General features: G+C 69.2%; 21 protein-coding genes. 14 read left to right on the forward strand and 7 right to left on the reverse strand.

The window, feature by feature from the left end:
• Position 1: 1 nt before the first annotated feature.
• The 5 genes from ABZW60_RS17245 to ABZW60_RS17265 all read right to left on the reverse strand — a co-directional run bounded on the left by ABZW60_RS17245 (position 2) and on the right by ABZW60_RS17265 (position 7,434).
• Positions 2–1,315 (reverse strand): alpha-L-fucosidase, encoded by a 1,314-nt coding sequence (locus ABZW60_RS17245; protein ID WP_355477828.1) that lies wholly within the window; start codon positions 1,313–1,315, stop codon positions 2–4.
• 61 nt (positions 1,316–1,376) lie between these two features.
• On the reverse strand, positions 1,377–3,062 hold the full coding sequence (locus tag ABZW60_RS17250; protein WP_355477830.1) for an ABC transporter substrate-binding protein: 1,686 nt from the start codon (positions 3,060–3,062) through the stop codon (positions 1,377–1,379).
• 37 nt (positions 3,063–3,099) lie between these two features.
• Positions 3,100–4,068 (reverse strand): carbohydrate ABC transporter permease, encoded by a 969-nt coding sequence (locus ABZW60_RS17255; RefSeq protein ID WP_355477832.1) that lies wholly within the window; start codon positions 4,066–4,068, stop codon positions 3,100–3,102.
• Entirely contained in the window at positions 4,065–5,057 is a 993-nt protein-coding gene (locus tag ABZW60_RS17260) for an ABC transporter permease subunit (protein ID WP_355477833.1), read from the reverse strand. Before ABZW60_RS17260 ends, ABZW60_RS17255 begins: the two co-directional genes overlap by 4 nt.
• Before the next feature lie 25 nt (positions 5,058–5,082).
• The gene (locus tag ABZW60_RS17265) at positions 5,083–7,434 is read right to left on the reverse strand and encodes a glycoside hydrolase family 95 protein (RefSeq protein WP_355477835.1); all 2,352 of its coding nucleotides are present in this window, start codon (positions 7,432–7,434) and stop codon (positions 5,083–5,085) included.
• Positions 7,435–7,570: 136 nt separating this feature from the next.
• Here ABZW60_RS17265 and ABZW60_RS17270 point away from each other — a divergent pair, with 136 nt between their 5' ends.
• From ABZW60_RS17270 to ABZW60_RS17280, 3 genes are read left to right on the forward strand one after another with little or no spacing between them, the layout of a single operon-like run.
• Positions 7,571–8,890: an L-fuconate dehydratase gene (locus ABZW60_RS17270; RefSeq protein ID WP_355477837.1), complete on the forward strand. Its 1,320-nt coding sequence runs from the start codon at positions 7,571–7,573 to the stop codon at positions 8,888–8,890.
• Positions 8,887–9,636, forward strand: coding sequence for a FadR/GntR family transcriptional regulator (locus tag ABZW60_RS17275; RefSeq protein ID WP_355477839.1), 750 nt, complete (start codon positions 8,887–8,889; stop codon positions 9,634–9,636). The genes ABZW60_RS17270 and ABZW60_RS17275 overlap by 4 nt, the downstream gene beginning before the upstream one ends.
• Positions 9,637–9,643: 7 nt before the next feature.
• Positions 9,644–11,662: a glycoside hydrolase family 36 protein gene (locus ABZW60_RS17280; RefSeq protein WP_355477841.1), complete on the forward strand. Its 2,019-nt coding sequence runs from the start codon at positions 9,644–9,646 to the stop codon at positions 11,660–11,662.
• Here ABZW60_RS17280 and ABZW60_RS17285 read toward each other — a convergent pair.
• On the reverse strand, positions 11,659–13,305 hold the full coding sequence (locus tag ABZW60_RS17285; protein WP_355477843.1) for a DUF4091 domain-containing protein: 1,647 nt from the start codon (positions 13,303–13,305) through the stop codon (positions 11,659–11,661). The two genes, ABZW60_RS17280 and ABZW60_RS17285, sit on opposite strands and share 4 nt — an antisense overlap.
• A gap of 158 nt (positions 13,306–13,463) precedes the next feature.
• On the opposite strand from ABZW60_RS17285, the gene ABZW60_RS17290 reads away from it, so the two are divergent.
• From ABZW60_RS17290 to ABZW60_RS17320, 7 genes are all read left to right on the forward strand, one after another.
• Positions 13,464–14,039 carry a hemerythrin domain-containing protein gene (locus ABZW60_RS17290; protein ID WP_355477845.1) on the forward strand — a complete coding sequence of 192 codons (576 nt, stop codon included), beginning with the start codon at positions 13,464–13,466 and terminating at the stop codon, positions 14,037–14,039.
• A 125-nt stretch (positions 14,040–14,164) separates the two neighbouring features.
• Positions 14,165–14,806, forward strand: coding sequence for a GAF and ANTAR domain-containing protein (locus ABZW60_RS17295; RefSeq protein WP_355479046.1), 642 nt, complete (start codon positions 14,165–14,167; stop codon positions 14,804–14,806).
• 1 nt (position 14,807) lies between these two features.
• Entirely contained in the window at positions 14,808–15,707 is a 900-nt protein-coding gene (locus tag ABZW60_RS17300; RefSeq protein WP_355477847.1) for a PfkB family carbohydrate kinase, read from the forward strand.
• Positions 15,700–16,602, forward strand: a complete 903-nt coding sequence (locus tag ABZW60_RS17305; protein WP_355477848.1) for a pseudouridine-5'-phosphate glycosidase — start codon at positions 15,700–15,702, stop codon at positions 16,600–16,602. Before ABZW60_RS17300 ends, ABZW60_RS17305 begins: the two co-directional genes overlap by 8 nt.
• Positions 16,603–16,704: 102 nt before the next feature.
• The gene (locus ABZW60_RS17310; protein WP_355477850.1) at positions 16,705–17,199 is read left to right on the forward strand and encodes a DUF6328 family protein; all 495 of its coding nucleotides are present in this window, start codon (positions 16,705–16,707) and stop codon (positions 17,197–17,199) included.
• Positions 17,200–17,214: 15 nt separating this feature from the next.
• Positions 17,215–17,892, forward strand: a complete 678-nt coding sequence (locus tag ABZW60_RS17315; protein WP_355477852.1) for a GAF and ANTAR domain-containing protein — start codon at positions 17,215–17,217, stop codon at positions 17,890–17,892.
• 49 nt (positions 17,893–17,941) lie between these two features.
• A complete protein-coding gene (locus ABZW60_RS17320) occupies positions 17,942–18,295 on the forward strand; it encodes a hypothetical protein (RefSeq protein ID WP_355477853.1) in 354 nt (117 codons plus the stop codon).
• A gap of 67 nt (positions 18,296–18,362) precedes the next feature.
• Here the strand turns inward: ABZW60_RS17320 and ABZW60_RS17325 are convergent, their stop codons facing one another.
• Positions 18,363–18,506: a GPGG-motif small membrane protein gene (locus ABZW60_RS17325; protein WP_355477855.1), complete on the reverse strand. Its 144-nt coding sequence runs from the start codon at positions 18,504–18,506 to the stop codon at positions 18,363–18,365.
• Between the two features lie 127 nt (positions 18,507–18,633).
• Between ABZW60_RS17325 and ABZW60_RS17330 the strand changes: the two genes are divergently transcribed.
• From ABZW60_RS17330 to ABZW60_RS17345, 4 genes are read left to right on the forward strand one after another with little or no spacing between them, the layout of a single operon-like run.
• A complete protein-coding gene (locus tag ABZW60_RS17330; RefSeq protein ID WP_355477857.1) occupies positions 18,634–19,941 on the forward strand; it encodes a cytochrome P450 in 1,308 nt (435 codons plus the stop codon).
• 10 nt (positions 19,942–19,951) lie between these two features.
• Positions 19,952–20,944: an SDR family oxidoreductase gene (locus ABZW60_RS17335; protein WP_355477859.1), complete on the forward strand. Its 993-nt coding sequence runs from the start codon at positions 19,952–19,954 to the stop codon at positions 20,942–20,944.
• 59 nt (positions 20,945–21,003) lie between these two features.
• A complete protein-coding gene (locus ABZW60_RS17340) occupies positions 21,004–21,981 on the forward strand; it encodes a TIGR03557 family F420-dependent LLM class oxidoreductase (RefSeq protein WP_355477861.1) in 978 nt (325 codons plus the stop codon).
• Positions 21,974–22,417 carry an SRPBCC family protein gene (locus tag ABZW60_RS17345; protein ID WP_355477863.1) on the forward strand — a complete coding sequence of 148 codons (444 nt, stop codon included), beginning with the start codon at positions 21,974–21,976 and terminating at the stop codon, positions 22,415–22,417. The genes ABZW60_RS17340 and ABZW60_RS17345 overlap by 8 nt, the downstream gene beginning before the upstream one ends.
• The last annotated feature ends 15 nt before the right edge of the window (positions 22,418–22,432 follow it).

A 22,432-nucleotide genomic window follows, 5' to 3' on the forward strand; every position in this document is an offset into this window, starting at 1 on the left:
GTCAGCCGGCCAGATCGATCGCGAGGCAGTTCGCGACATCGACCGGTGCGGTGTCGGGGAGGCGGACCACGAGTACGCCGTGGGCCTGCTCGAACGGGACCGGCCCGTGGCCGAGCAACCGGACACCGGTCACGGTCTCGTGGCCGGTCAGGCTCCGGACGACTGCTCGCCGGTCGTCCGGCCAGGCCAGCATGAACGCGTACAGGGTGTCGTCGCGCCGGGTGAACCGGAAGTCGGAGCTCGTCCAGCTCACCCGGTCCTCGGTGAAACCCTTGATGACGACGGTCGACGGTCCCTCGCCGAACACCCGGAACGGCCGGGTGCCGTAGATCCCCTCCCCGCAGATCCGCGTCCACGCGCCGAGATCGTCCAGGAGCTGGGAGCACTCGACGTCGATCGTGCCGTCGGGCAGCTGCGGGACGTTGAGCAGCAGGTTCCCGTTCTTCGCCACGATGTCGACGAGCATCTCGATCACGTGGCCGGCCGTCTTGTAGACGTCGCGGACGTTGTAGAACCAGTCACCGACCGACGTGTCGGTCTGCCACGGTGCCGGGTTGATACCGGGTGTCTGGCTCCGCTCGATGTCCATCACGCCGACCGCGCTCACCTCGGGCCGGCGGTCCTTCTGCTGGTACACGGCGCGGGGGTTGGTGTTGTAGAGGCGGGCGACCGCGCGGAGGCCAGGTGTGTAGTCCACCTCACCGAACGGCAGCGGCCCGTCGGAGTACAGCAGGTCCGGCTGATAGCGGTCGATCATCTCGGTCACGGCCTCGAGCCAGTGCCGGTGCCACGCGGGATCGTCGGTGTACCAGGGATCCGGCACCTCGGGGCCTTCGGTGGCCTTCATCCAGGTGAACGACGCGCCGTGGTGCTCGGTCAGCCCGAACGGTAGCCCGCGCCGGTCGGCGGCCGCCTTCCACAGCCCCACGATGTCCTTGCCCGGTCCGACCTTCACCGAGTTCCAGGGGTTGACGGCCGAGTCGTAGTTGAAGAAGTTGTCGTGGTGCACGGCCTGCGCCACGAAGTACCGGGCACCGGCGGCCGCGAACCGGTCCATCAGCTCCTCGGGGTCGAAGCGCTCCGCCTTCCACAGCCTGACGACGTCCTCGTAGCCGAACCGCGACGGGTGCCCATAGGTCCGCAGGTGATAGCGGTACTGGTCGCTGCCCTCGCGGTACATGTGCCGCGCGTACCAGTCGCCGTACCGGGGCACCGACTGCGGTCCCCAGTGCGACCAGATGCCGAGCTTGGCGTCGCGGAACCAGTCAGGGCATTCGAACGTGGTCAGAGAGTCGAAGGTTGCGTCGAACGACACAGGTTGCTCCTCGTCAGGGGTGAGGGACCGGCCGGAGTGCCCCGGCCGGTCCGCGGAGGTGCTACTTGTTGGGCATCTTGTCGTAGGCGGCCTGCTGGATCTCCAGGTAGCGCTTCAGGCCGAGGCCGTCGAGGCCCTTGACGTAGCCGTCCCAGTCGGTGTCCAGGTTCTTCGAACCGGTGACGAACTGGAGCGCGTTCTGCTGCACGTAGTTGTCGATGTTGGTCTGCAGCGTCGCCATCTCGTTGGCCAGCGTCGGCTCGATCCACACCTTCCAGTACGGGTAGATCTTGGACTTGTCCTCCTTGCCCGCGTAGAGCTTGGTCGCCTCGTACAACCGCCGCTCGTAACCCGCCGGCGAGTACACATCGGTCGCGATCGCCTCGGAGTTCCGGTACTTCGCGTTGTTGTTGTACTGCGCGAGCGCCTGCCAGCCCGAGTTCGGCGGCTTCGCCCCCGGCTTCTGCTGGATCTGTGCGTACAGCGGTTTCAGCGACTTGTCGAGCGCGACGTCACCGGCCTGCGGCTTCCGCCAGGTCTTGCCCTCGGTGCCCCAGAACGCGTTGATCTCGCCCTCTTCGGTGAACATGTAGTCGAGCAGTTTGATCGCCTGGATCTGCTCCTCCGGTGTCGCCTTGTTGGTCAGCACGAAGGTCGCGCCGGGCGCGCTCGGGAAGTTGTAGCCGGTGAAGTTCGCGCCGCTCGGCCCGGTCAGCGGCGGTACGGCGTCGTACTGCTTGTCCCGTCCGTCCGGCGAGCCGGTGTTGACGAAGATCCCCGGGTGCAGCACGGTCGCGGAGCCGAGCACGACCGTGCCGGCCTTGTTGCCCTGCTGCGCCAGCGCGTCGGGGTTCTGGGTGAACGCGCCGCGGTCGATCAGGCCTTCCTTGTACAGCGAGTTCAGGTACCGCAGGCCTTCACGCCAGCCGTCCTTGTTCGCCTGGATGTCGACCTTGCCGTCGTTCAGCACGAGCGTCGAGTTGTTGTTGCCGCTGGTGCCCTGCGGGTCGTAGATGAACGCGTTCATGAAGTACGGGATCAGGACGTCCCGGACGTCCGCGCTGAGCGGGATCTCGTCGGCCTTGCCGTTGCCGTTCGGGTCCTGGGTCTTGAACGCCTGCAGCACCTTGCGCATGTCCTCGGTGGTCTTCGGCTGCTCGAGACCGAGCTTCTTCAGCCACGCCGAGTTCATCCAGAGCTTGTCCTGGTAGGTGCAGTGGAAGCAGTCCACCCACTGCGGCATGCCGTAGATCTTGCCGTCCGGCGCGGTCGCCATCGCCTTCCACTCGGGCGTGGAGTCGAGGGCCTTCTTGATGTTCGGCGCGTACTGGTCGATGAGCTGGTTGAGGGGGATGACGACGCCCTGGTTGGACAGCTTCAGCAGGTCGGCCTGGGTGAACTGGTCGACCCACGGGATCAGCAGGTACAGGTCCGGGTAGTCGCCGCTGGCCAGCGAGATCTGCCGCTTCTCCTTGGCCGGGCCGCCGTCGAACGTCGTGTTCTGCCACTTGATCGTGATGTTGAACTTCTCCTTCACCGCCTTGGTGAAGTCGTTCGTGGCCAGGTTCCAGTCGGCCGACTGGGGTGCGAAGACGTCGAGGGTGACGCCGGGATTCCCGGTGATCGTGGGCAGCGGTTTGGCCTGCTCGTCGCTCGAGCTGCCACCGGAACACGCCGCCAGGGCGAGTGCCAGGAGACTCGTGCCGACGATCGCGGCACGCCTCCGCCTTCTGAACTGTACAGACATAGGTCCCTCACAGGGGTCGAGGTGGTGATGCGGAGGATCAGCCCTTCACGGCGCCGATCATGATTCCCTTGGTGAAGTAGCGCGCGACGAACGGATAGATGAGCAGCACCGGCACGCTCGCGACCACGATCAGCGAGTACTTGAGCAGGTCGGCCAGTTGCTGGCGTTGCAGCAGGACGGAGGCGTCGACCGCCCCACCGCCGGTCGTGTTCAGGATCAGGATGTTGCGCAGCACCAGCTGCAACGGGAACAGATCCGGGTTCTTCAGGTAGATCAGGGCGTCGAAGTACGAGTTCCACTGCATGATCGCGTACATCAGCGCGACCACCGCGATCATCGGCTTGGCCAGCGGGATCACCACCGACCACAGGAACCGCAGGTCGCCGCAGCCGTCCAGCTGTGCGGCCTCGACCAGTTCCTCCGGGATCGCCGTCCGGAAGTAGGTCCGGGCGATGATCACCTGCCAGACCCCGATCGCCTGCGGGATGATCAGCGCCCACCGGGTGTCCAGCAGACCGGCCGACTGCACCACCAGGTACGTCGGGATCAGCCCGCCGGTGAACAGCATGGTGAACAGGATCAGCGTCATCACGACGTTGCGGCCGACGAGCGTCCGGCGGGACATCGGGTAGGCGATCGCGATCGTCAGTGTGACGCTGACGATCGTGCCGACCACCGTGTAGAACAACGAGTTCAGGTAGCCCTGGACGATCTGCGGGTTCTCGAAGACGGCGTGGTAACCGCGCAGCGAGAACTCCACCGGCCAGAACAGCACCCGGCCCGACGACACCGCCTCCGGACTGCTGAACGAACTCGCCACGATGTAAAGCAGCGGCAGCAACACCACAGCCAGGAAGACGAGCAGCAGCAGATAGACACAGAACAGGAACATCCGGTCGGTCCGCGACTCCCGGATCCGCCGGGCCCGGGCCGCCCGGCGTTCGTTCCGCTTGGTCGACCTGGTGGGCCGGCCGGGCATGGTGCGCGCTTCGGCTTGGATGGTCATGACCACAATCCGTTCCCGGTGATCCGCTTGGCCACCGCGTTGACCCCGAGCAGCAGGACCAGGTTGATCACCGAGTTGAACAGCCCGATCGCGGTCGCGGAGCTGAAGTCCGCGTTCAGCAGACCGGTCTTGTAGACATAGGTGGCGATGATCTCGGATTCGCTCAGGTTGAGGGGGTTCTGCAGCAGGAAGGCCTTCTCGAAACCGATCGCCATGATGTTGCCGACAGCAAGCACGAGGATGATGACCGCGGTCGGCATGATGCCGGGCAGGTCGACGTGCCGGATCCGCTGCAGCCGGCTCGCGCCGTCGATCCGGGCCGACTCGTGCAGCGCCGGGTCGATGCCGGCCAGGGCGGCCAGGTAGATCACCGCGGAGTACCCAGTGGTCTGCCACACGTCGGACCAGACATAGATATGCCGGAAGTAGTCAGGGTTCCCGAGGAAGTCGATCGACGGGACGCCGAAGAACCCGAGGCCCTCGTTGACGATGCCGAGGCGCGGGGACAGCACCAGGATCGTCATCGACACGACGACCACGGTGGAGATGAAGTACGGCGCGTACGTCACCAGCTGCACGGTCCGCTTGAACAGGCCGGTCCGGATCTCGTTCAGCGCCAGCGCGAGGATGATCGCAATCGGGAAGCTGGCCGCGACGGTGTAGACCGAGAGCAGGAAGGTGTTCTTCACCAGGGTCCAGAACACCGGATTGTGGAAGAACAGCTCGAAGTTCTGCCAGCCCACCCACGGGCTCCCCCAGATGCCCTTGACCACGTTGAAGCTCTTGAACGCCAGCACGGCGTTCGACATCGGGATGTACTTGAAGACCGCGAACCAGACCAGCGGCACGACCATCAGCAGATACAGGGTCCAGTGCCGGCGGAAGCTGCGCCGCAGGCCCTGGATGCCCGGGCGCTCCCGGCGCCGCCGTTTCCTGGACCGGGACGGTGTCTCGCCGGCCGGTGGCCGGATTGTCGTCAGGGTTGCCATGTCTCCTCCTCGTCCACGCCGGCGATCAACTCGAGCTCACGCGATGACCGACACCGGCCGTCAGCCTGACCCGCACCCGGCTACCGCCGCGGCGGACGACGCACTCCTGGTCACGGTCGGCGGTCAGAACGGCCTCGATCCCGTGCGGTGTCCAGGCGATGTCGACCGCCACGCCGCCCCGCGCCCGCAGGCCGGTCACCCGTCCGGTGGTCCAGGCCGCAGGCAGCGCCGGCAGCAGTTCGATCTCACCGGCGTGGCTCTGCAGGAGCATCTCGGCGATCCCCGCGGTGGCACCGAAGTTGCCGTCGATCTGGAACGGCGGATGGGCGCAGAACAGGTTCGGGTAGACCCCCGCGCCACTTCCCGGCCGCCCCCTGGCGGAGTCGTCGGCCGGCTTCAGGAAGGCCTGGACCATGCGATGGGCGGCGGCGGCATCGCGCAGGCGGGCCCGCAGACAGATCTTCCACGCCAACGACCACCCGGTCGCCTCGTCACCGCGCAGGTCGAGCGTCCGTGCGGCGGCAGCCGCGAGTTCCGGCGTGCTGTCCGGTGTGATCGCCTCTCCCGGGAACAGGCCGACCAAATGCGACGTGTGCCGATGGTGGGGATCCTCCTCCGGCAGGTCGGCGGCCCACTCCTGCAATTGCCCCCGCGCGCCGATCGACGGATCAGGCAGCCGCTTGCGCGCAGTGGAGATCTCGACGACGAGCGGATCCACGACCTCGAGCAGCTCCGCCGCCTGCTCGACCCGGGCGAACAGGTCCGAGATCAGCGCGAGATCCATCGTCGACGACTCGGTGACCGATGCGGGCTGCCCGTCGGGCGCGATGTAGTCGTTCTCCGGCGACGTCGAGGGCGACGTGCCGAGACTGCCGTCGGGCATCTCGACCAGCCAGTCGAGGCAGAACTCCGCGGCGCCCCGCAGCACCCGCCACGACCCGCCGAGGAATTCCAGGTCGCCGGTGAACTCGTAGTGGTCCCAGAGGTGCCGGGCGAGCCAGGCGCCCGCGAGCGGCCAGTTCGACCAGCGGGGATCACCCTCGACCGGCGGGGTCCAGTACCAGGCATCGGTGTTGTGATGCGCGGTCCAGCCCCCGCAGCCGTACCGTTCGCGGGCGGTAGTACGGCCGGCTTCGGCGAGATGATCGATAAACCTGAGCAGGGGTTCGTGGCATTCCGGCAGGTTGGTGGTCTCGGCCGGCCAGTAGTTCATCTCGGTGTTGATGTTCACCGTGTAGTTCGAGCTCCACGGCGGCCGGAGGATGTCGTTCCAGATCCCTTGCAGCGTGGTCGGCAGACCGCCCGGCCGGGAGCTCGCGACCATCAGATAGCGCCCGTAGTTGAAGACCAGCGCGGCCAGGGCGGGGTCGTCACCGGCGCGGCTGATCCGCTGATCGGTGGGCAGGCCGGAGTCGGCGGTCCCCGGCAGGTCGAGTGCCGCGCGGCGGTACAGCGTCCGGTGGTCCTGCTGGTGATCGGCCAGCAGCCCGTCGTACGCGCGATCGAGTGCCGCGAGCACGATCTCATCCGCTGCGGACCAGCACTCCTCCGCGGTCGTCGAGCTGCCGTAGCCCGTGGCGGTCGAGAGAATCAGCGTGATCTCGGTCGCGCCGGAGATCCTGAGTCCGGCGTCGCCGGACCGGATCTCGCCGTCGCTGGTGGCACGCAGGGCGATCGCGGCGGCCATCCCGCGGTCCGCGCCGTCGGAGTACCGGATCGGCTCCGGCACGTCGCGATGCGGAGGGGCCACGTCGGCCGGCGCCCGGACAAGCAGTCCGAGCCCGTTCGCGACGGCGTGCGGACGGGACCTCAACTGCGACGTCAGCCGGCAGCTCAGCCCCAGCACCGGCTCGGACGCGGTCAGTCTCTGGACAAGGACGCCGTCCGGCGCGCTGACGAAGACCTCCTGCCTGACCGTCACTCCTCCGGCCTCGTACGCCGCCGTCGCCGTCGCGGCGTCGAGGTCGAGTTCCCTCCGGTACCGCGTGACGTCGCCGGCCGCGGGGACGACGCCGTCGAGGGAAACCTCGAGCAGGAGATCGCCGAGCGGCAGGTACGCCTGCGAGTAGCCGGAGTGGAAGCCGCAGGACAACTCGTGCGCCCGGCGGATGTCACCGGCGCGCAAGGCGTCGCGCACCGCCTGCACCGCGTCGGCACCGACCGCGCCGAGCGGAGCCGACAGCAACCGCGCGGTCTCGGGACCGCCCGACCACAGGGTTTCGTCGTTCAGTGCGATCCGGTCGGTGCCGATGCCGCCGAAGCACATCGCACCGATCCGGCCGTTGCCGAGCGGCAACGCCTCCAGCCAGGTGTCCGCCGGGCGGTCGTAGTGCAACCGCCGGGTGCCGGACGAGTCCGGGCTCACCAGGTGCCCCATACACGATCCTCCGTCAAGGAGAGGAGATTGATCCTATGAATTGCCGGGATCGTAGCGCTGTGCTCGGCAGTGGTCCATACTGAACGCCAACCAAAAGGCAGAAAGATCCCATCTATCTCTGACAGTGAGGGCCGCCATGCCGCGCATCACCTCGGTGGAGGTTGTCGATGTCCGCTTCCCGACGTCCCTGACCCGGGACGGCTCGGACGCGATGAACAAGGACGGCGACTACTCGGCGGCGTACGTCGTGCTGCACACCGACGACCCGGCTTTGTCCGGGTACGGGTTCACGTTCACGATCGGGCGCGGCAACGACCTGTGCGCCGCCGCGGCCGCCCAGCGCGGCGCCGCGCTCGTGGGCCGCGAGGTCGACGAGCTCCGCGCCGACCTCGGCGGGATCTACCGGGAGCTGCAGTCCGACAGCCAGTTGCGCTGGCTGGGTCCGGACAAGGGGGTCGTCCACCTCGCGCTCGCGGCGGTGATGAACGCGGTCTGGGACCTCGCCGCGCGACGGGCCGGCGTACCGCTGTGGCGGTTGCTGTCGGAGATGTCGCCGGAGCAACTCGTCGCGGCCGCCGACCTCCGCTACCTGTCCGACGTGCTCACTCCCGAGCAGGCGGTCGCGCTGCTGGCCGGGCAGGAAGAGGGCCGCAAGCAGCGGATCGCGGAACTGGAGGCCACCGGCTACCCGTGCTACACGACGTCGGCCGGCTGGCTCGGGTACTCCGACGCCAAGCTGCGCAGGCTCTGCGAGGAAGCCGTTGCCTCCGGCTACAAACACGTCAAGCTCAAGGTCGGCGCGAACCTGGCCGACGACATCCGGCGCTGCGGGATCGCCCGCGAGGTGCTCGGGCCGGACGGTCACCTGATGATCGACGCGAACCAGGTGTGGGACGTCCCGGAGGCGATCGAGTGGGTCCGGGCACTGGCCGGGTTCGACCCGCTGTGGATCGAGGAGCCGACCAGTCCCGACGACGTCCTCGGTCACGCCGCGATCCGCAAGGCGGTGGCGCCGATCGGCGTCGCCACCGGCGAGCACGGCATGAACCGGGTGCTGTTCAAGCAGATGTTCCAGGCCGGCGCGATCGACTACTGCCAGCTCGACGCGGCGCGTCTCGGCAGCGTGAACGAAGTACTCGCGGTCTACCTGCTGGCCGCCTGCTTCGACGTGCCGGTCTGCCCGCACGCGGGCGGCGTCGGCCTGTGTGAACTCGTGCAGCATCTGGCGGTCTTCGACTACGTCGCCGTGTCGGGCAGCCTCGACGGACGCGTGACCGAGTACGTGGACCATTTGCACGAACACTTCGTCGAGCCGTGCGTGGTCCGGAACGGCTCGTACGTCCTGCCGGACGCGCCCGGTTACAGTGCCGAGATGCACACCGAGTCAGTCGAGATGTACCGGTTCCCGGACGGCGCCTACTGGGCGGCGCGCGCGGAGACGGATCCGCTGCCATGACGTCCGGGAAGCTGGCCGAGCAGCCACGGACCCCCGGCGTCTCGCAGACCGACGTCGTGGTGCAGGGCATCCGCCAGATGATCATCGAGGGGCGCCTGCGGCCCGGCGCCCGGCTACCGGTCGAGAAGGATCTCGCGGCGGCGCTCGGGGTGTCGCGGAACCCGTTGCGCGAAGGGGTCCGCGCGCTGTCCGTGATGGGTGTCCTCGAGACGCGGCAGGGCGACGGTACCTACGTCACCAAACTGGATCCCTCGATGCTGCTCGCCCCGATCGGCTTCGTCGTCGACCTGCACGACGGCACCGGAACGACCCACCTGCACTCGGTGCGCCGCATCCTCGAGACCGAGGCGGCCGCCCTGGCGGCACGGCAGGTCGGCCCCGGCGAACTCGAGGCCGCGGCGGAGCTGCTGCGCGCCAACGAAGCCGAACTGGCGCACGACCAGCCCAACCACGAAACGGTCATCGAGAACGACATCGCGTTCCACCGGATCATCGCGGAGGCGTCCGGCAACCCGGTGCTGGCCGCCCTGATCGACGCGCTGGGCGGCCGCACCATGCGGGACCGGCTCCGTCGGTCGATCTCCCAGCCGGGCGCCGACGAGACCGCCCACCGGGAACATCTCTCGATCCTCGCCGCCCTCACCGCCCACGACCCCGACCGGGCCCGCACCCGGATGTCCGCCCACCTGCTCACGGTCGAGGACTACCTCCTCGAAAGAGACGTCGTGACGACCACCACGGAATGAGATCCGCGTGAACCTGCTGCGCTGGAGTACTGCTGAGCTGACTCTGATCTTCACGCTCGACGACGGGCCGGTGCGGCTGGTCGCCGTACGGGAAGCCGATCAGCCTGTGCCGGAGACGAGTCAGGCGCTGGTCGAGGCCTCGGCTGTCGGGTCCGGGCGGTCGCCGAGCAGCAACCGGCATGTCGAGACAGTGCTCGGTCAGCGGCTGCGGTACGTGAGCCACGAGGACTCCGGCAGCACCTTGCGCATCGTGCAGGAGGACGCGGACTCCGGGCTGCGCGTCACCAGTGTGTTCGAGGGCGGAGCCGGGGTGCGCGCGTGGTCGGAGGCGTCGATCGCCGGTTCCGGTTCGCTCGAGCTGACGTTCCTGTCGTCGCTGGCCGTCGGCCTCGCGTCGGTCGAGGCCGAGCTGTACTCCGCGGCCAACAGCTGGATGGCCGAGAGCAGATGGTCGTCCGGGACGCTCCGGGCCGGGGCGCTCGCCGACATCGTGAGCGAAGGCCATCGGCACGTCGCGCGGACGCGGCATGCGGTGACCAACTTCGGCTCGTGGTCCTGCGGCGAGCACCTGCCGATCGGCGTACTCGTCGACCGGAGTACGCCGTACGCGCTCGGCTGGCAGGTCGAGCACAACGGGCCGTGGCACTACGAGATCGGCGAGAGTCGGCACGGTGGCTACCTATTGCTGAGTGGCCCGACCGATCAGGAACACCAATGGAGCGTGACGCTCACCGAGGACGCACCGTTCACCTCGGTGCCGGTCTCACTCGTCGCCGGGACCGACCGCGACACCACGTTCGCCGCGCTCACCCGCCAGCGACGCGCCGTCCGTCGGACGCGGCCCGTCGACGACCGGATGCCGGTGATCTTCAACGACTACATGAACACGCTGCTCGGCGACCCGACCACGGAGAAACTCCTGCCGCTGATCGACGCGGCCGCCGACGCCGGCGCGGACTACTTCTGCATCGACGCCGGCTGGTACGCCGAGGGCGACTGGTGGAACACCGTCGGCGCCTGGCAGCCCTCGACGACCCGCTTCCCGAACGGTCTCGGCGAGGTGATCGACCGGATCCGCTCGCACGCGATGGTGCCCGGCCTCTGGCTGGAACCCGAGGTGATCGGCGTCCGGTCGCCGATCGCCCACGAACTGCCCGACGACGCCTTCCTCACCCGGCGCGGCATCCGCGTCGCCGACTCCGGCCGGTACCTGCTCGACCTGCGGCACCCGGCCGCGCGCAAGCATCTCGACGACACCGTCGACCGGCTGGTCGCGGAGTTCGGCGTCGGCTTCTTCAAGTTCGACAACAACACCATGACCGGACCCGGAACCGACAAGGGCGGTACGTCGCCGGGCCACGGGCTGCTCGAACACCAGCGCGCGCTGCTGGACTGGCTCGACGGACTCCACACCCGTCATCCGGACCTGCTGATCGAGAACTGCGCCTCCGGCGCGATGCGGATGGACTACGCGATGCTGTCCCGCCTGCACCTGCAGTCGACCTCGGACCAGGAAGATCCGTTGCTCTACGCACCGATCACCGCGGCCGCGCCCGCCGCCGTACTGCCGGAGCAGGCCGGTCACTGGGCCTACCCGATCACCGGAACCACCCGCGAGCAGTTCACCTTCGCGCTCGTCAACGGCATCCCCGGCCGGCTGTACCTGTCCGGCCACCTCAACCGGATGACGGCGCCGGAACTCGACCTGGTCCGGTCCGCACTCGCGGCGCACCGGGAGATCCTCAAGGACCTCGACTCGCTCGTCCCCAGCTGGCCTCTCGGCCTGCCCGGCTGGACCGACGAGTGGATCGCCCTCGCCCTCGACGGCCCGAGTGCGACGTACCTGACGTTGTGGCATCGCGGTCCTGGCCCGGCCACGATCAGTCTCCCGATCCGCCGGGCCACGATCACGCCGCACTTCCCCGGTGACGACGACACCTGGACCTATACCTGGGCCGACGACGTACTCACCGTGACCACCGACGTCGCCGAGCCGTCCGCGCGCGTCCTCCGGCTGACGCCCTAGGACGCTGTCAGGGCCTCGGTCATCCGGCGGCGGGCTTGGTAGTAGTGGTCCGGGTCGAGCACCGGCCGGTCGAAACGCAGGGTGCGGCCGGGGTCGGCGATGTCGTGCGCGGCCTCGGCGCCCTGGGAGGCGCGCACCGCCTGGAGCGCGCGGTGGTCCCACATCGCCTGGGCGAACACGCGGTGCCGGATCGACGGCCACGGCGTACCGTCCGGGCCCGGGTAGACCACGAACGGATCTCCGGACGGGAACGCGCCGCCGGCCGAGGTGTCCGCGAACGGGTCGATCCGGCGGAGCGCGTGCCAGGTGTACCAGAAGTTGAATCCCCAATGGAGAAAGCCGTCCACGCCCGACGCGAACAGCTGGTGCCCGATCGCGCGGTTGCGCGCCGAGGGCATCCCGATGAAGCGGTTCGCGACGTCGCGGTCCTGGCTGACGCAGTAATACACCCAGAGGCGTTCCGGTCGCTCGGCCAGGAACGGTTCGACATGGTCCGTGGCGACAACCGGTACGGCGACTGCGCCGGACGTGTAGAACGAGTGCTCGCTGAGGGCGTCGACGACCGTCCAGCCCTTCAGGAGATCGGAGACGACTGCCTTCGCGGCGAGGTAGCCGGCGAGACCTTCCTCGCCGGAGGGCTCGTCCGACACGTGGAACACCACGTGCTCGCGATCCCACTCCTCGTCGAGCACGGCCTGCAGCGCCGGCAGCAGCGCCTCCATCAGCTCGCGGTACCGCGCGTCGGTGGCCGCGACGTCCCAGCCGAACGCGCGCTCGCCGTTCACCACGATGCCGGGCGTGGCCTTCGCGCCCCACTGGGTGAACAGATGCGCGACCTCGACCCCGGTGATCCCGGTACGCCGGCAGATGCCGAGCCACCGGCGCAGCCGCTCGAAACCGAAACGGTAACCGTCGTCGGTCGCGGTGATCTCGATCAGCTGCACCACGGTGCGGTACGTGCCGATCGCGGTGTCGAGCGGCGGCGTCCAGACCGGCGCGAGCAGCGAGGTCGCGCCCATTTCCGCCGCCGACGCCATGAAGCGCTCGACGACGGCCCAGTGCTCCTCGCCGAAGACCTCGAGGCCGTAGTGATCCGCGAGCGCGTCGACGTGCAGCCAGTGGCTCGACACGATGTCGAGCGGCGGCAGCTGGATCCCGGTGAGCTCGACGGTGACGGGCACGCGGTGCAGTTCGGAGCCGTCAGGCGCGACGATCACGATCGTCAACTCGTGGACGCCGCCCCGCGCCTGATCGGTCGTTGCGACGTCGAACCAGAGGGCTCCCCAACTGCCGAAGCGCACCGGGACCTCGCCGTTCGGCAGCGGGCGCAGGAGGTCCGGGTAGAGGCCGGGCTCATCGTACTCGTAACCGTCGTCATGCCCGGGGAGCGCGACGAACGAGCACGGCACGAGCTCCACACACGACACGGCGACCAGGTCGGCCGCTGCGCCCTCGACCCGCACCTGCAGCGGACTCGGGTTGCGGAACGCAGGGTCGAGCGGCGGACGGTAGGCCAGCTGGAAGGACGCCGGCTCCCCGAGGAACGCCTGGAACCGCGTCTCCGCGGACACCGGACGCGGCTCCCGGACCGGGTGCACCTTGGCCAGCGCATCGCAGAGCACGAACTCCCACTTCGCGGTCACTCCGGACCACTCCTCTCCCGATCCTGCGTATTCGTGGAACCAATGATGCAGATTCGCGCATCAACGCACAACGCCCGGTCCGCGCACCGAACCACTCCCGCGTTTGCCCACCGCGCGCCGGGGCACCGCTCGCACACGTCGAGTTCGAGGAGCTGACCATGGCTACCGTCTCCCCCGGGGACCGGAACGACCTGATCGGTCTGATCATGAGCGACCATCGGGCGGTCGAGGGGGTCTTCGCCGAACTGATCGCCGGCGCGGGTGACGCGCAGCACCGGCGCGCCCTGGCCGACCACCTGACGACCGAACTGGTCCGGCACTCGGTGTCCGAGGAGCTGTACCTGTACCCGGCCGCCCGTCGGGCACTGCCGGACGGGGACCAGGTCGCCGACCGTGAGATCGAGGAACACGCCGACGTCGAGCGGATCCTCAAGGAGCTGGAAGGCGTCGAGCCGGCCGATCGCCTGTTCGACGACCTGATCGGGAAGCTGTACGTCGACGTCCAGGACCATGTCACGCAGGAGGAACGCGATCTGCTCCCCCGGCTCCGGGAGGTGTGCGATCCCGGCGAGCTGCAGGAGCTCGGCGAGCTGGTAGCCCGTACCAAGGCGGCGGCACCTACGCGACCGCACCCGTCCGCGCCGGACCGCCCGCCGCGCGATCGCGTCCTCGCTTCCGGTACCGGGATGATCGACAGGCTTCGCGACGCGCTGACCGGCGGCAACCCCCGCTGACGCCCGGGCTGACGCGCCGCTGATCCCGGTGGCTGTGGTCGCGCAGGTCGGCGATGCATGATGAACGGGTGGACGAGAACTCTGGCGACGTCGCCCCGACCGCGGAGACCTTCGCGCAGCTGGCGATGGAGATGCACGACGCCGAGGGCGTGGAGGAGACCGTTCAGGCCGTCGTCGATTTCGCTCTGCACGCTCTCAACTGCGACTACGCCGGCGTGGCGCTGCGCACGAGCGGCGGCCGTCCGGAGATCCCGGCGGTCACCGACCCGGTGGTCGCCGAGATCTACAACTTCCAGCTGGCCGGTGCGGACGGAGCGCTGGTGCAGTGCATGCGCGACCGGGCGACCGTCCGCGTTCCCGACACCGTGCACGAGACCCGCTGGCCCGAGTGGTCACGCAAGGTTCTCGAGCTCGGGGTCCACAGCGTGCTCGACGTACCGCTGTGGGACGGCGGCGGCACGGTCGGCGTCCTGGGCCTGTACAGCAAGCAGACCGACGCGTTCGGGACCGACGAGGAGGCGATCGCGTACATCCTCGCCCGGCACGCGGCGGTGGCGGTCGCGACCGCACGGCGCGAGGAACACCTCTCGGTCGCCGTCGACGCCCGCAAGCTGGTCGGCCAGGCGATGGGCATCCTGATGGAGCGCTACAACCTGAGCGGCGACCAGGCCTTCCAGGTCCTGCGACGCTACTCGCAGGACACCAACACCAAACTCCGCGAGGTCGCCCAGCAACTCATCAACAACCGCCGCCTCCCCCACACCTGAGATGGCCACGGATCGAGGCCTGCTGGTCTGTGTCGGGGATCTTGTCGAGGATGTGGTGGTGTGGGCGGCGGAGACCGCGCGGGTGGGGACCGACAACGTGGCGCGGGTGTGTCGGGCGCGGGGTGGGGCGGCCGCCAATGTCGCTGCTTTCGCAGCCAGTTCGGGGACGCCGGTGCGGTTCGTCGGGCGGGTGGGTGCCGACCTCGTCGGCGAGGCACTGATCCGGGGACTGGCCGCCGCAGGCGTTGACGCCAAGGTCCAGAAACAAGGTCGGACCGGGACCATCGTCATCCTCGTGGATCCGCAGGGCGAACGGACGATGTACCCCGATCGTGCGGCCGCGGCGGAGCTGGCCGACGTGCCTGACGGCTGGCTGTCCGGTGCCGGCGCGGTGCACCTGTCTGCGTACTCCCTCGCGGGTCCCTCGCTGTCCGTTCTGCGCCGAGCGTCGCAGCTCGCCCGGAGCGACGGTGCGGTGCTGACCGTCGACGCGTCCTCGGTCGCCCTCATCGAGGCGATCGGCCCGGCCCGGTTCCGCGACCTGATCAGGTCGCTCCGTCCGACGTACCTCTTCGCGAACGGCGTCGAGGCCGACGCCGGTTCTCTGCGCGATCTCGCAACCTCCGGTACGACGGTTGTCGTCAAGAACGGCGTCGAACCCACCGAGCTTCACTTCGACGGCATGCTGTCCGCCACCGTGCCCGTCCCGCCCGCGAGCGACGTGCGCGACACGACCGGCGCCGGTGACGCCTTCGCCGCCGGCTTCCTCACCGCCGTACTCGATGACGCGGACGCCGTCGCAGCGGTCGCGGCCGGTCATACGCTTGCCCAGCGGGTCCTGGCCGAACCAGGCGCGGCGCTGTCCCCGAAGACCGAGATGAACGGAGCCACAGGTGATTGAGCCGATCCTGTCCGACGACGTGGCGCGCGCACTGTCCGGCGGGCGCGCGGTCGTGGCGCTCGAGTCGACGATCTTCTCGAACCTCGGTCTGCCCGCCCCGGCGAACGCCGACGCGCTCGAACTGTGCAAACAGGCAGTCGTCGGCAACGGCGCCGTACCGGCCGTGGCCGCGATCCTCGACGGCCGGCCGCAGCTCGGGCTGTCCTCGGACGAGGAGAAGCGCGTCCTCAACGGCACCCGCAAGGTCGCCGAACGCGATCTCCCGGTCGCGCTCGCACAGGGCTGGGACGTCGGCGTCACGACGGTGTCGGCCACCGTCTCCCTGGCCCACGCCGCCGGTGTCTCGGTGTTCGCGACCGGCGGTATCGGCGGCGTGCATCGCGGCGCCGAGCTGACCGGCGACGTCTCGGCCGATCTCGATGCCCTCGCCAACCATCCGGTCATCACCGTCTGCGCCGGCGCCAAGGCATTCCTCGACCTGCCGCGGACGCTGGAGTATCTCGAGACCGCGGGCGTGCCGGTCCTCGGCTGGCGGCACGACTGGTTCCCCGCGTTCTACACCCGGTCGAGCGGCTTGCCCGTCCCGCACCGCGTCGACGACGAGCGCACGGTCTGCGACGTCCTGCGGTACCGGTCGCGGCCGCACACCGGCGTACTGCTGACCGTGCCGATCCCCGTCGACGACGAGATCCCGGCGGCACGCATCGACGCCGGGATGACCGCCGCGCTGGAGGCGAGCGCACAGGCCGGCATCACCGGCCCGGCCGTCACGCCGTACGTACTCGCGAGGATCGAGCGGGAGACCGACGGCCGCAGCATCCCGGCCAACCTCGCACTGGCCCGCAACAACGCCGCCGTCGCGGCCCGGGTCGCCGTCGCCCTGACTCGGCAGTAGCCGGCCGGAGGAATCAGGTTGTCCGCAAGGGCCTTCGCCATCGTGTGTGGCGGCCGGACTTCGTGGGTACCGGCGCGTAGACGTATGAGGGAAGGCCGGCCGATGGAGTTCGATCAGGTGACGTACAAGCGGGACGACGAGAGTTCCGGTGAGCGCCTCGATCGGCACTGGAGCGAGCTGCTGCAGGAACTGCGGCTCGCCCAGACGGGGACACAGATCCTGTTCGCCTTCCTGCTGGGGATCGCGTTCCAGAGCCAGTTCCACTCGGCGGACGCGTTCACGCACGTGATGTACGCCGCCACGCTGGTCGCGGCGGCGCTGGCCGCCGCGTTCTTCCTCGCGCCGGTCGCGCTCCACCGCGCGCTGTACGGGCTGGGCCTGCGTGACCGCCTGGTCACTGTGACGGATAGGCTCGCACGCGCCGGTATGACGCTGCTCGTCGCGTCGATGTCCGGCGGCGTACTGATCGCGCTGGACGTCGTACTCCCCCGGCCGCTCGCGGGGGTGACGGTCGGTGGCGTGCTGATCGTGTTCGTGTCCTTGTGGCTCGTCCTGCCGGCGTACGTCAAGCACAAAGCACCGGAGAAGCGGAACTGACCCCACGGAGACGCAGTGGATCGCGCGGCGGTACTCGGACGGCTCGCCAGGCTGGTTGCGGCCGGTGACCGGCGGCAGCAGTTCGCGATCCGGCTGTGCGACGCGGGCCGTCGGCTCGTCGGCGGTCAGGGCAGCTCGATCAGCATCAACAGCGGCGACACCGAGGCGCGGATGACGCTGGCCGCGACCGACCAGGTGGCGGCGCAGCTCGAAAGCCTGCAGGACATCCTCGGCGAAGGTCCGTGCCGAGAGGCGTACCGGCAGGACGAGGCGATCGTGACGGACCTGGACGATGCCGTCAGCACCTTGTGGCCGGAGTTCACCCGCTCGGCCCTCGAGACCGCGGGCGGAGTCACCTTGCACTGCTTCCCGATGCGCGCGGCGAGCCGTCCGTTCGGCGTCTACGCCGTCTACGCGTACGACGACCTCAGCGAGCCGGACGACGTCGTACAGTTCCTGGCCGACGTCGTGGGTATCGCCGTACTGCAGGACGCTTCCGCCCCTCGTCCGGACGACATCTGGTCGGCCCGCTCGGTCGTCTACCAGGCCACCGGCATGGTGTCGGTGCAACTGCAGGTGACCCCCGCCGACGCTCTCGCCATGCTCCGCGCCCACGCGTTCGCCCACGACGCAACCCTGGACGAGATCGCCGAACACGTCGTGGCCCGCCGCATCGACTTCCGGACCCGCTGACCGCGTCCGAGATGCGTGGTTGCCCCCGTGACCGGGCACCGGCAAGGTCATGACTGTGAAGCTGAACGAGAAAGCCTTCGAGCACGCGAAATCCCTGGTACGCAAGGGACAGACGGCCAAGGACGAGCGGGACGACTGGAGTGAGCACGCCCCGACCGCGGCCGAGCAGAACGCGTACCTGGACAAGCACGGCTGGCAGGACTACGGCTTGTGGTTCCTCGGGGTCGACACCGAGATGGACGAGGACACCAAGGGGCACTACGAGTTCCCGTACGGCGACTTCCGGCGGGTGCACCGCTGTGGCGTGATCAGCGCCGAGTCCCGCGCCGCGCAGTACGACCACCCCGACATCCAGCACGCCCTCGAGCAGATCCACGCGTTGCTCGACGGCGACCACAGCTGAACCGCCTGAACCGGCAGGCGCGCCACCCCCACCAGGAGCGTGGGGGTGACGCGGAGGCCGACGTCGGTCAGGTGAACAGGCTGACGCCACCCGGGCCGACGAGCAGGCCGAGGACGATCAGTGCGGCGCCCCACAGCATCTGGCCGCGGAACAGCGACACGATTCCGGACACGACGAGGATCACAGCGATGATCCACAGAATGAACTCCATGGCCCTTCCCTTTCCGACACCGGGTAGGCACCCGGCAGTTGAAATCCCCGTGCGACCTTTCGGTGCCCGCGCGATCCGGGCGCAAACCTGACCGTTTCGGCCGCGGACCGGCGGACACCGGACCGGTATGCCGACACTCCTGCCGACCGCCTCCGCGCCGGACAGCGGCCGGATCCTGCGCGACGTCCTCGGCCCGGTCGTGGCCCGGGGAGCGATCCTGCGCAGACCCCGTCTGGGCGCGCTGGCCGAGACGCTGCGCGTCGACGACCGTGCGCTGCGTTGCGTCCGACGGCTCCGTCGCACGTACGGCGACGGCCCCGTACTGTTCCGCGTCCCCGGTCGCACGCTCGCGCTTGTCCTCGCCCCGGACGACGTCCACCGACTGCTCGCCGAGACACCTGACCCGTTCGCCGCCGCGACCGGGGAGAAGGTCGGCGCCCTCAGGCATTTCCAGCCGCACGCGGTGTTGGTGACCGATCCCCCGCTCCGCGCCGCGCGCCGGGAGCTGAACGAGCAGGCCCTCGACACCCACAGCCCCGTGCATCGCCACGGTCATCGGTTCGTCGAGGTGGTCCGCGAGGAGCTCGGCGACCTGCACGCGACCCTCGGCTGGACCGACTTCCGCGAGATCTGGTCGCGGACGGTACGCCGGATCGTGCTCGGCGACGGAGCCCGGGACGACGTGGAGCTCACAGCGCACCTCGACCAGCTCCGTGCCGACGCGAACTGGGCGCAGTTCGGCCGGGGCCACGACCAGCTCCGCAGCCGTTTCCTCGCCGCGCTGTCGCAGTACGTCGACAAGGCCGAACCGGGGAGCCTGGTCGATGCCCTCGACCACCGGCCGGGAACGCTCGACCCGGCAGGTCAGGTGCCGCACTGGCTGTTCGCGTTCGACGCCGCGGGCATCGCGCTCTGGCGCCTCCTCGCGGTCCTCGGCACGCATCCGTCGGCGCTCGGGACCATCGTCTCCGAAGCTCGCCACCCGGAGGCTTCGCCGCTGCTGGCCGAGGCCGGAGCCGCCGTGCAGGAATCCCTCAGGCTCTGGCCGACCACCTTGGTGATACTGCGTCAGTCGTCGGCGGACACCGAGTGGCGCGGGCGATCCGCACCGGCCGGTACCGAGTTCGTGATCGTCAGCTCGGTGTTCCACCGCGACGACGAGGCACTCGACTTCGCGGACCGCTTCGAGCCGGGCGCCTGGCTGGACGGCCGGACCGACGGCGGGTGGCCGATCATCCCGTTCAGCGAGGGTCCGGCCGAGTGCCCCGGGCGGAACGTCGTCCTGCTCACCGCGAGCACCGCGGTCAGTCACATCGCCGACCGCTACGACCTCGACGTCGATCCCACCACCCGGGCGAAGCTCGGCGGCGTCCTGCCCCGCACGTTCAACCATGCCCCGGTCCGCATCGGATTCTGGCCGCGGGCAACCAACTGAGGAGTCATCGATGGGACAGGTTGTTGTGGTGACCGGAGCCAGCGCCGGCGTCGGCCGGGCGACCGCGGTCGCGTTCGCCCGGCGCGGCGCCAAGGTCGCGCTCCTGGCGCGCGGCGAGGCCGGCCTGGAGGGCGCCGCACGCGACGTGACCGAGGCCGGCGGTACGCCGTTGCCGATCCCGGTCGACGTCGCCGACCACGCCGGGGTCGAGGCTGCCGCGGATCAGGTCGAGAAGGAGCTCGGCCCGATCGACGTCTGGGTGAACGTTGCCTTCACCTCGGTGTTCGCGCCGTTCCTGGAGATCGAGCCGAGCGAATTCAAGCGGGCCACCGAGGTCACCTACCTCGGGTACGTCTACGGGACCCGGGCCGCGCTCCGGCGGATGAAGCCGCGCGACCACGGCACGATCGTGCAGATCGGCTCGGCGCTCGCCTACCGCGGGATCCCGCTGCAATCGGTGTACTGCGGGGCGAAGCACGCGATCCAGGGCTTCCACGACTCGCTGCGCTGCGAGCTGCTGCACGACAAGTCCCAGGTGCGCGTCACCATGGTCCAGCTTCCGGCCGTCAACACCCCGCAGTTCTCCTGGGTCCTGTCCCGCCTGCCGAAGCATCCGCAGCCGGTGCCGCCGATCTTCCAGCCCGAGGTCGCCGCGGACGCGATCGTGTACGCGGCCGACCACCCGCGCCGGCGCGAGTACTGGGTCGGCGCGCCGACGGCGGCGACCCTGATCGCGAACAAGTTCGTGCCCGGGCTGCTGGACCACTACCTCGGGCGTACCGGCTACAAGTCGCAGCAGACGGACATGCCCAACGAACAGGCCGCGAACCTGTGGGGACCGGCCGACGACCGCAGTCGCGACTACGGCGCACACGGTGCCTTCGACAACAAATCGTCCGGGCGCAGCTATCAGGTCTGGGCGTCGAGGCACCGGGGCCTGATCGGCGCGGTGGCCGCCGGTGCCACGGCGGCGACCATGTACTTCGCCCGCGGCCGGCGCTAGGTGATTGGAGAACGGCGCGGCCGGGCACCCGAGGGGTAAGCGACGACGCGGAGGTGCGCGTGAAGATCGGATATTTCCTGTCCAGCGAGGAGTACACGCCGGCAGAGCTGATCGAGCAGGCGCGGATGGCCGAGGAGGCCGGGTTCGACGGCTTGTGGATCAGCGATCACTTCCACCCGTGGAACGACGAGCAGGGCGAGAGTGCGTTCGTCTGGTCGACGATCGGCGCGATCTCGCGGGTGTGCGAGTTGCCGGTGACGACCGCGGTCACCTGTCCGACCGTGCGGATCCACCCGGCCGTGATCGCCCAGGCGGCGGCGACCAGCGCGGTGCTGCTGAACGGGCGGTTCACGCTCGGCGTCGGGACCGGCGAGGCGCTGAACGAGCACATCCTCGGATCGGTGTGGCCGACCCTCGACGTCCGCCTGGAGATGCTCGAGGAGGCCGTCGAGATCATGCGCCGGCTGTGGACCGAGGACGGCTTCGTCAACCACCACGGCAAGCACTACACCGTCGACACCGCGCGGATCTACACCCGGCCGCAGGAGCCGTTGCCGATCTACATGTCCGGATTCGGGCCTGAGGCAACCGATGTCGCGGCGCGGATCGCGGACGGGTACATCACCACGGCGCCGGACCGGGACCTGCTCCGGCGGTTCCGCGACCACGGCGGCCTCGACAAGCCGGCGCAGGCCGGATTCAAGGTCAGCTACGCGCCGACCGAGGACGAGGGCGTCGAGCAGGCCCACCGGATCTGGCGCAATTCGGGTCTGCCCGGAGAGCTCGCCCAGGTTCTTCCGTCGCCGCGGCACTTCGAACAGGCCAGTGAACTGGTCACGAAGGAGTCCACGGCGCGGTCGGTCGCCTGCGGGCCGAAGGCCGAGACACACGTCGAGGCGTTCACGCCATATGTCGATGCCGGGTTCAACGAGGTGTACGTGGCGAACATGGGCCCGCACAGCGTCGACATGATGAATCTCTACCGTACCGAGGTCCTGCCCGAACTCCGTCTCCGCAAGGAGCAATCCCATGAATAGTCACCAAGCCTGGACCACCGTCGACGTCGCGCCGAACATCCTGTTCGACCGGCTGTCCGACCTCGAGCACCTCCCCGACTACCTGCCCTGGCTGACCTCGCTGCGCCGTACCGAATCGACGCCGGTCGAGGCCCAGGGCCCCGAGGCGCGCCGCCCGCACCAGGCCGTCCACGAGGAGGTCGACGTCACGGCCGGCGACGGCCACCGCGAAGGCTGGATCGACGTCCTCGACGAGGACCGCATCCTGCGGTGGCGGGTCGACGGACCGCACGCGTACCACGGCGAGCTGGCCGTGGACTTCGTCGCCGACGGTACGTCGAAACTCACTGTCCAGCTGGAAACCACCGCGAGCACTGACATCGACCGCGAACTCCAGCAGGCACTGTCCGACATCAAGACCTCGTTCGAGCAGAACCCGCCGACCGAACAAGCGTGAGACGTTCCGGCGCGG

This window comes from Kribbella sp. NPDC003557 (genome assembly GCF_040610805.1).
Lineage (GTDB): Bacteria > Actinomycetota > Actinomycetes > Propionibacteriales > Kribbellaceae > Kribbella.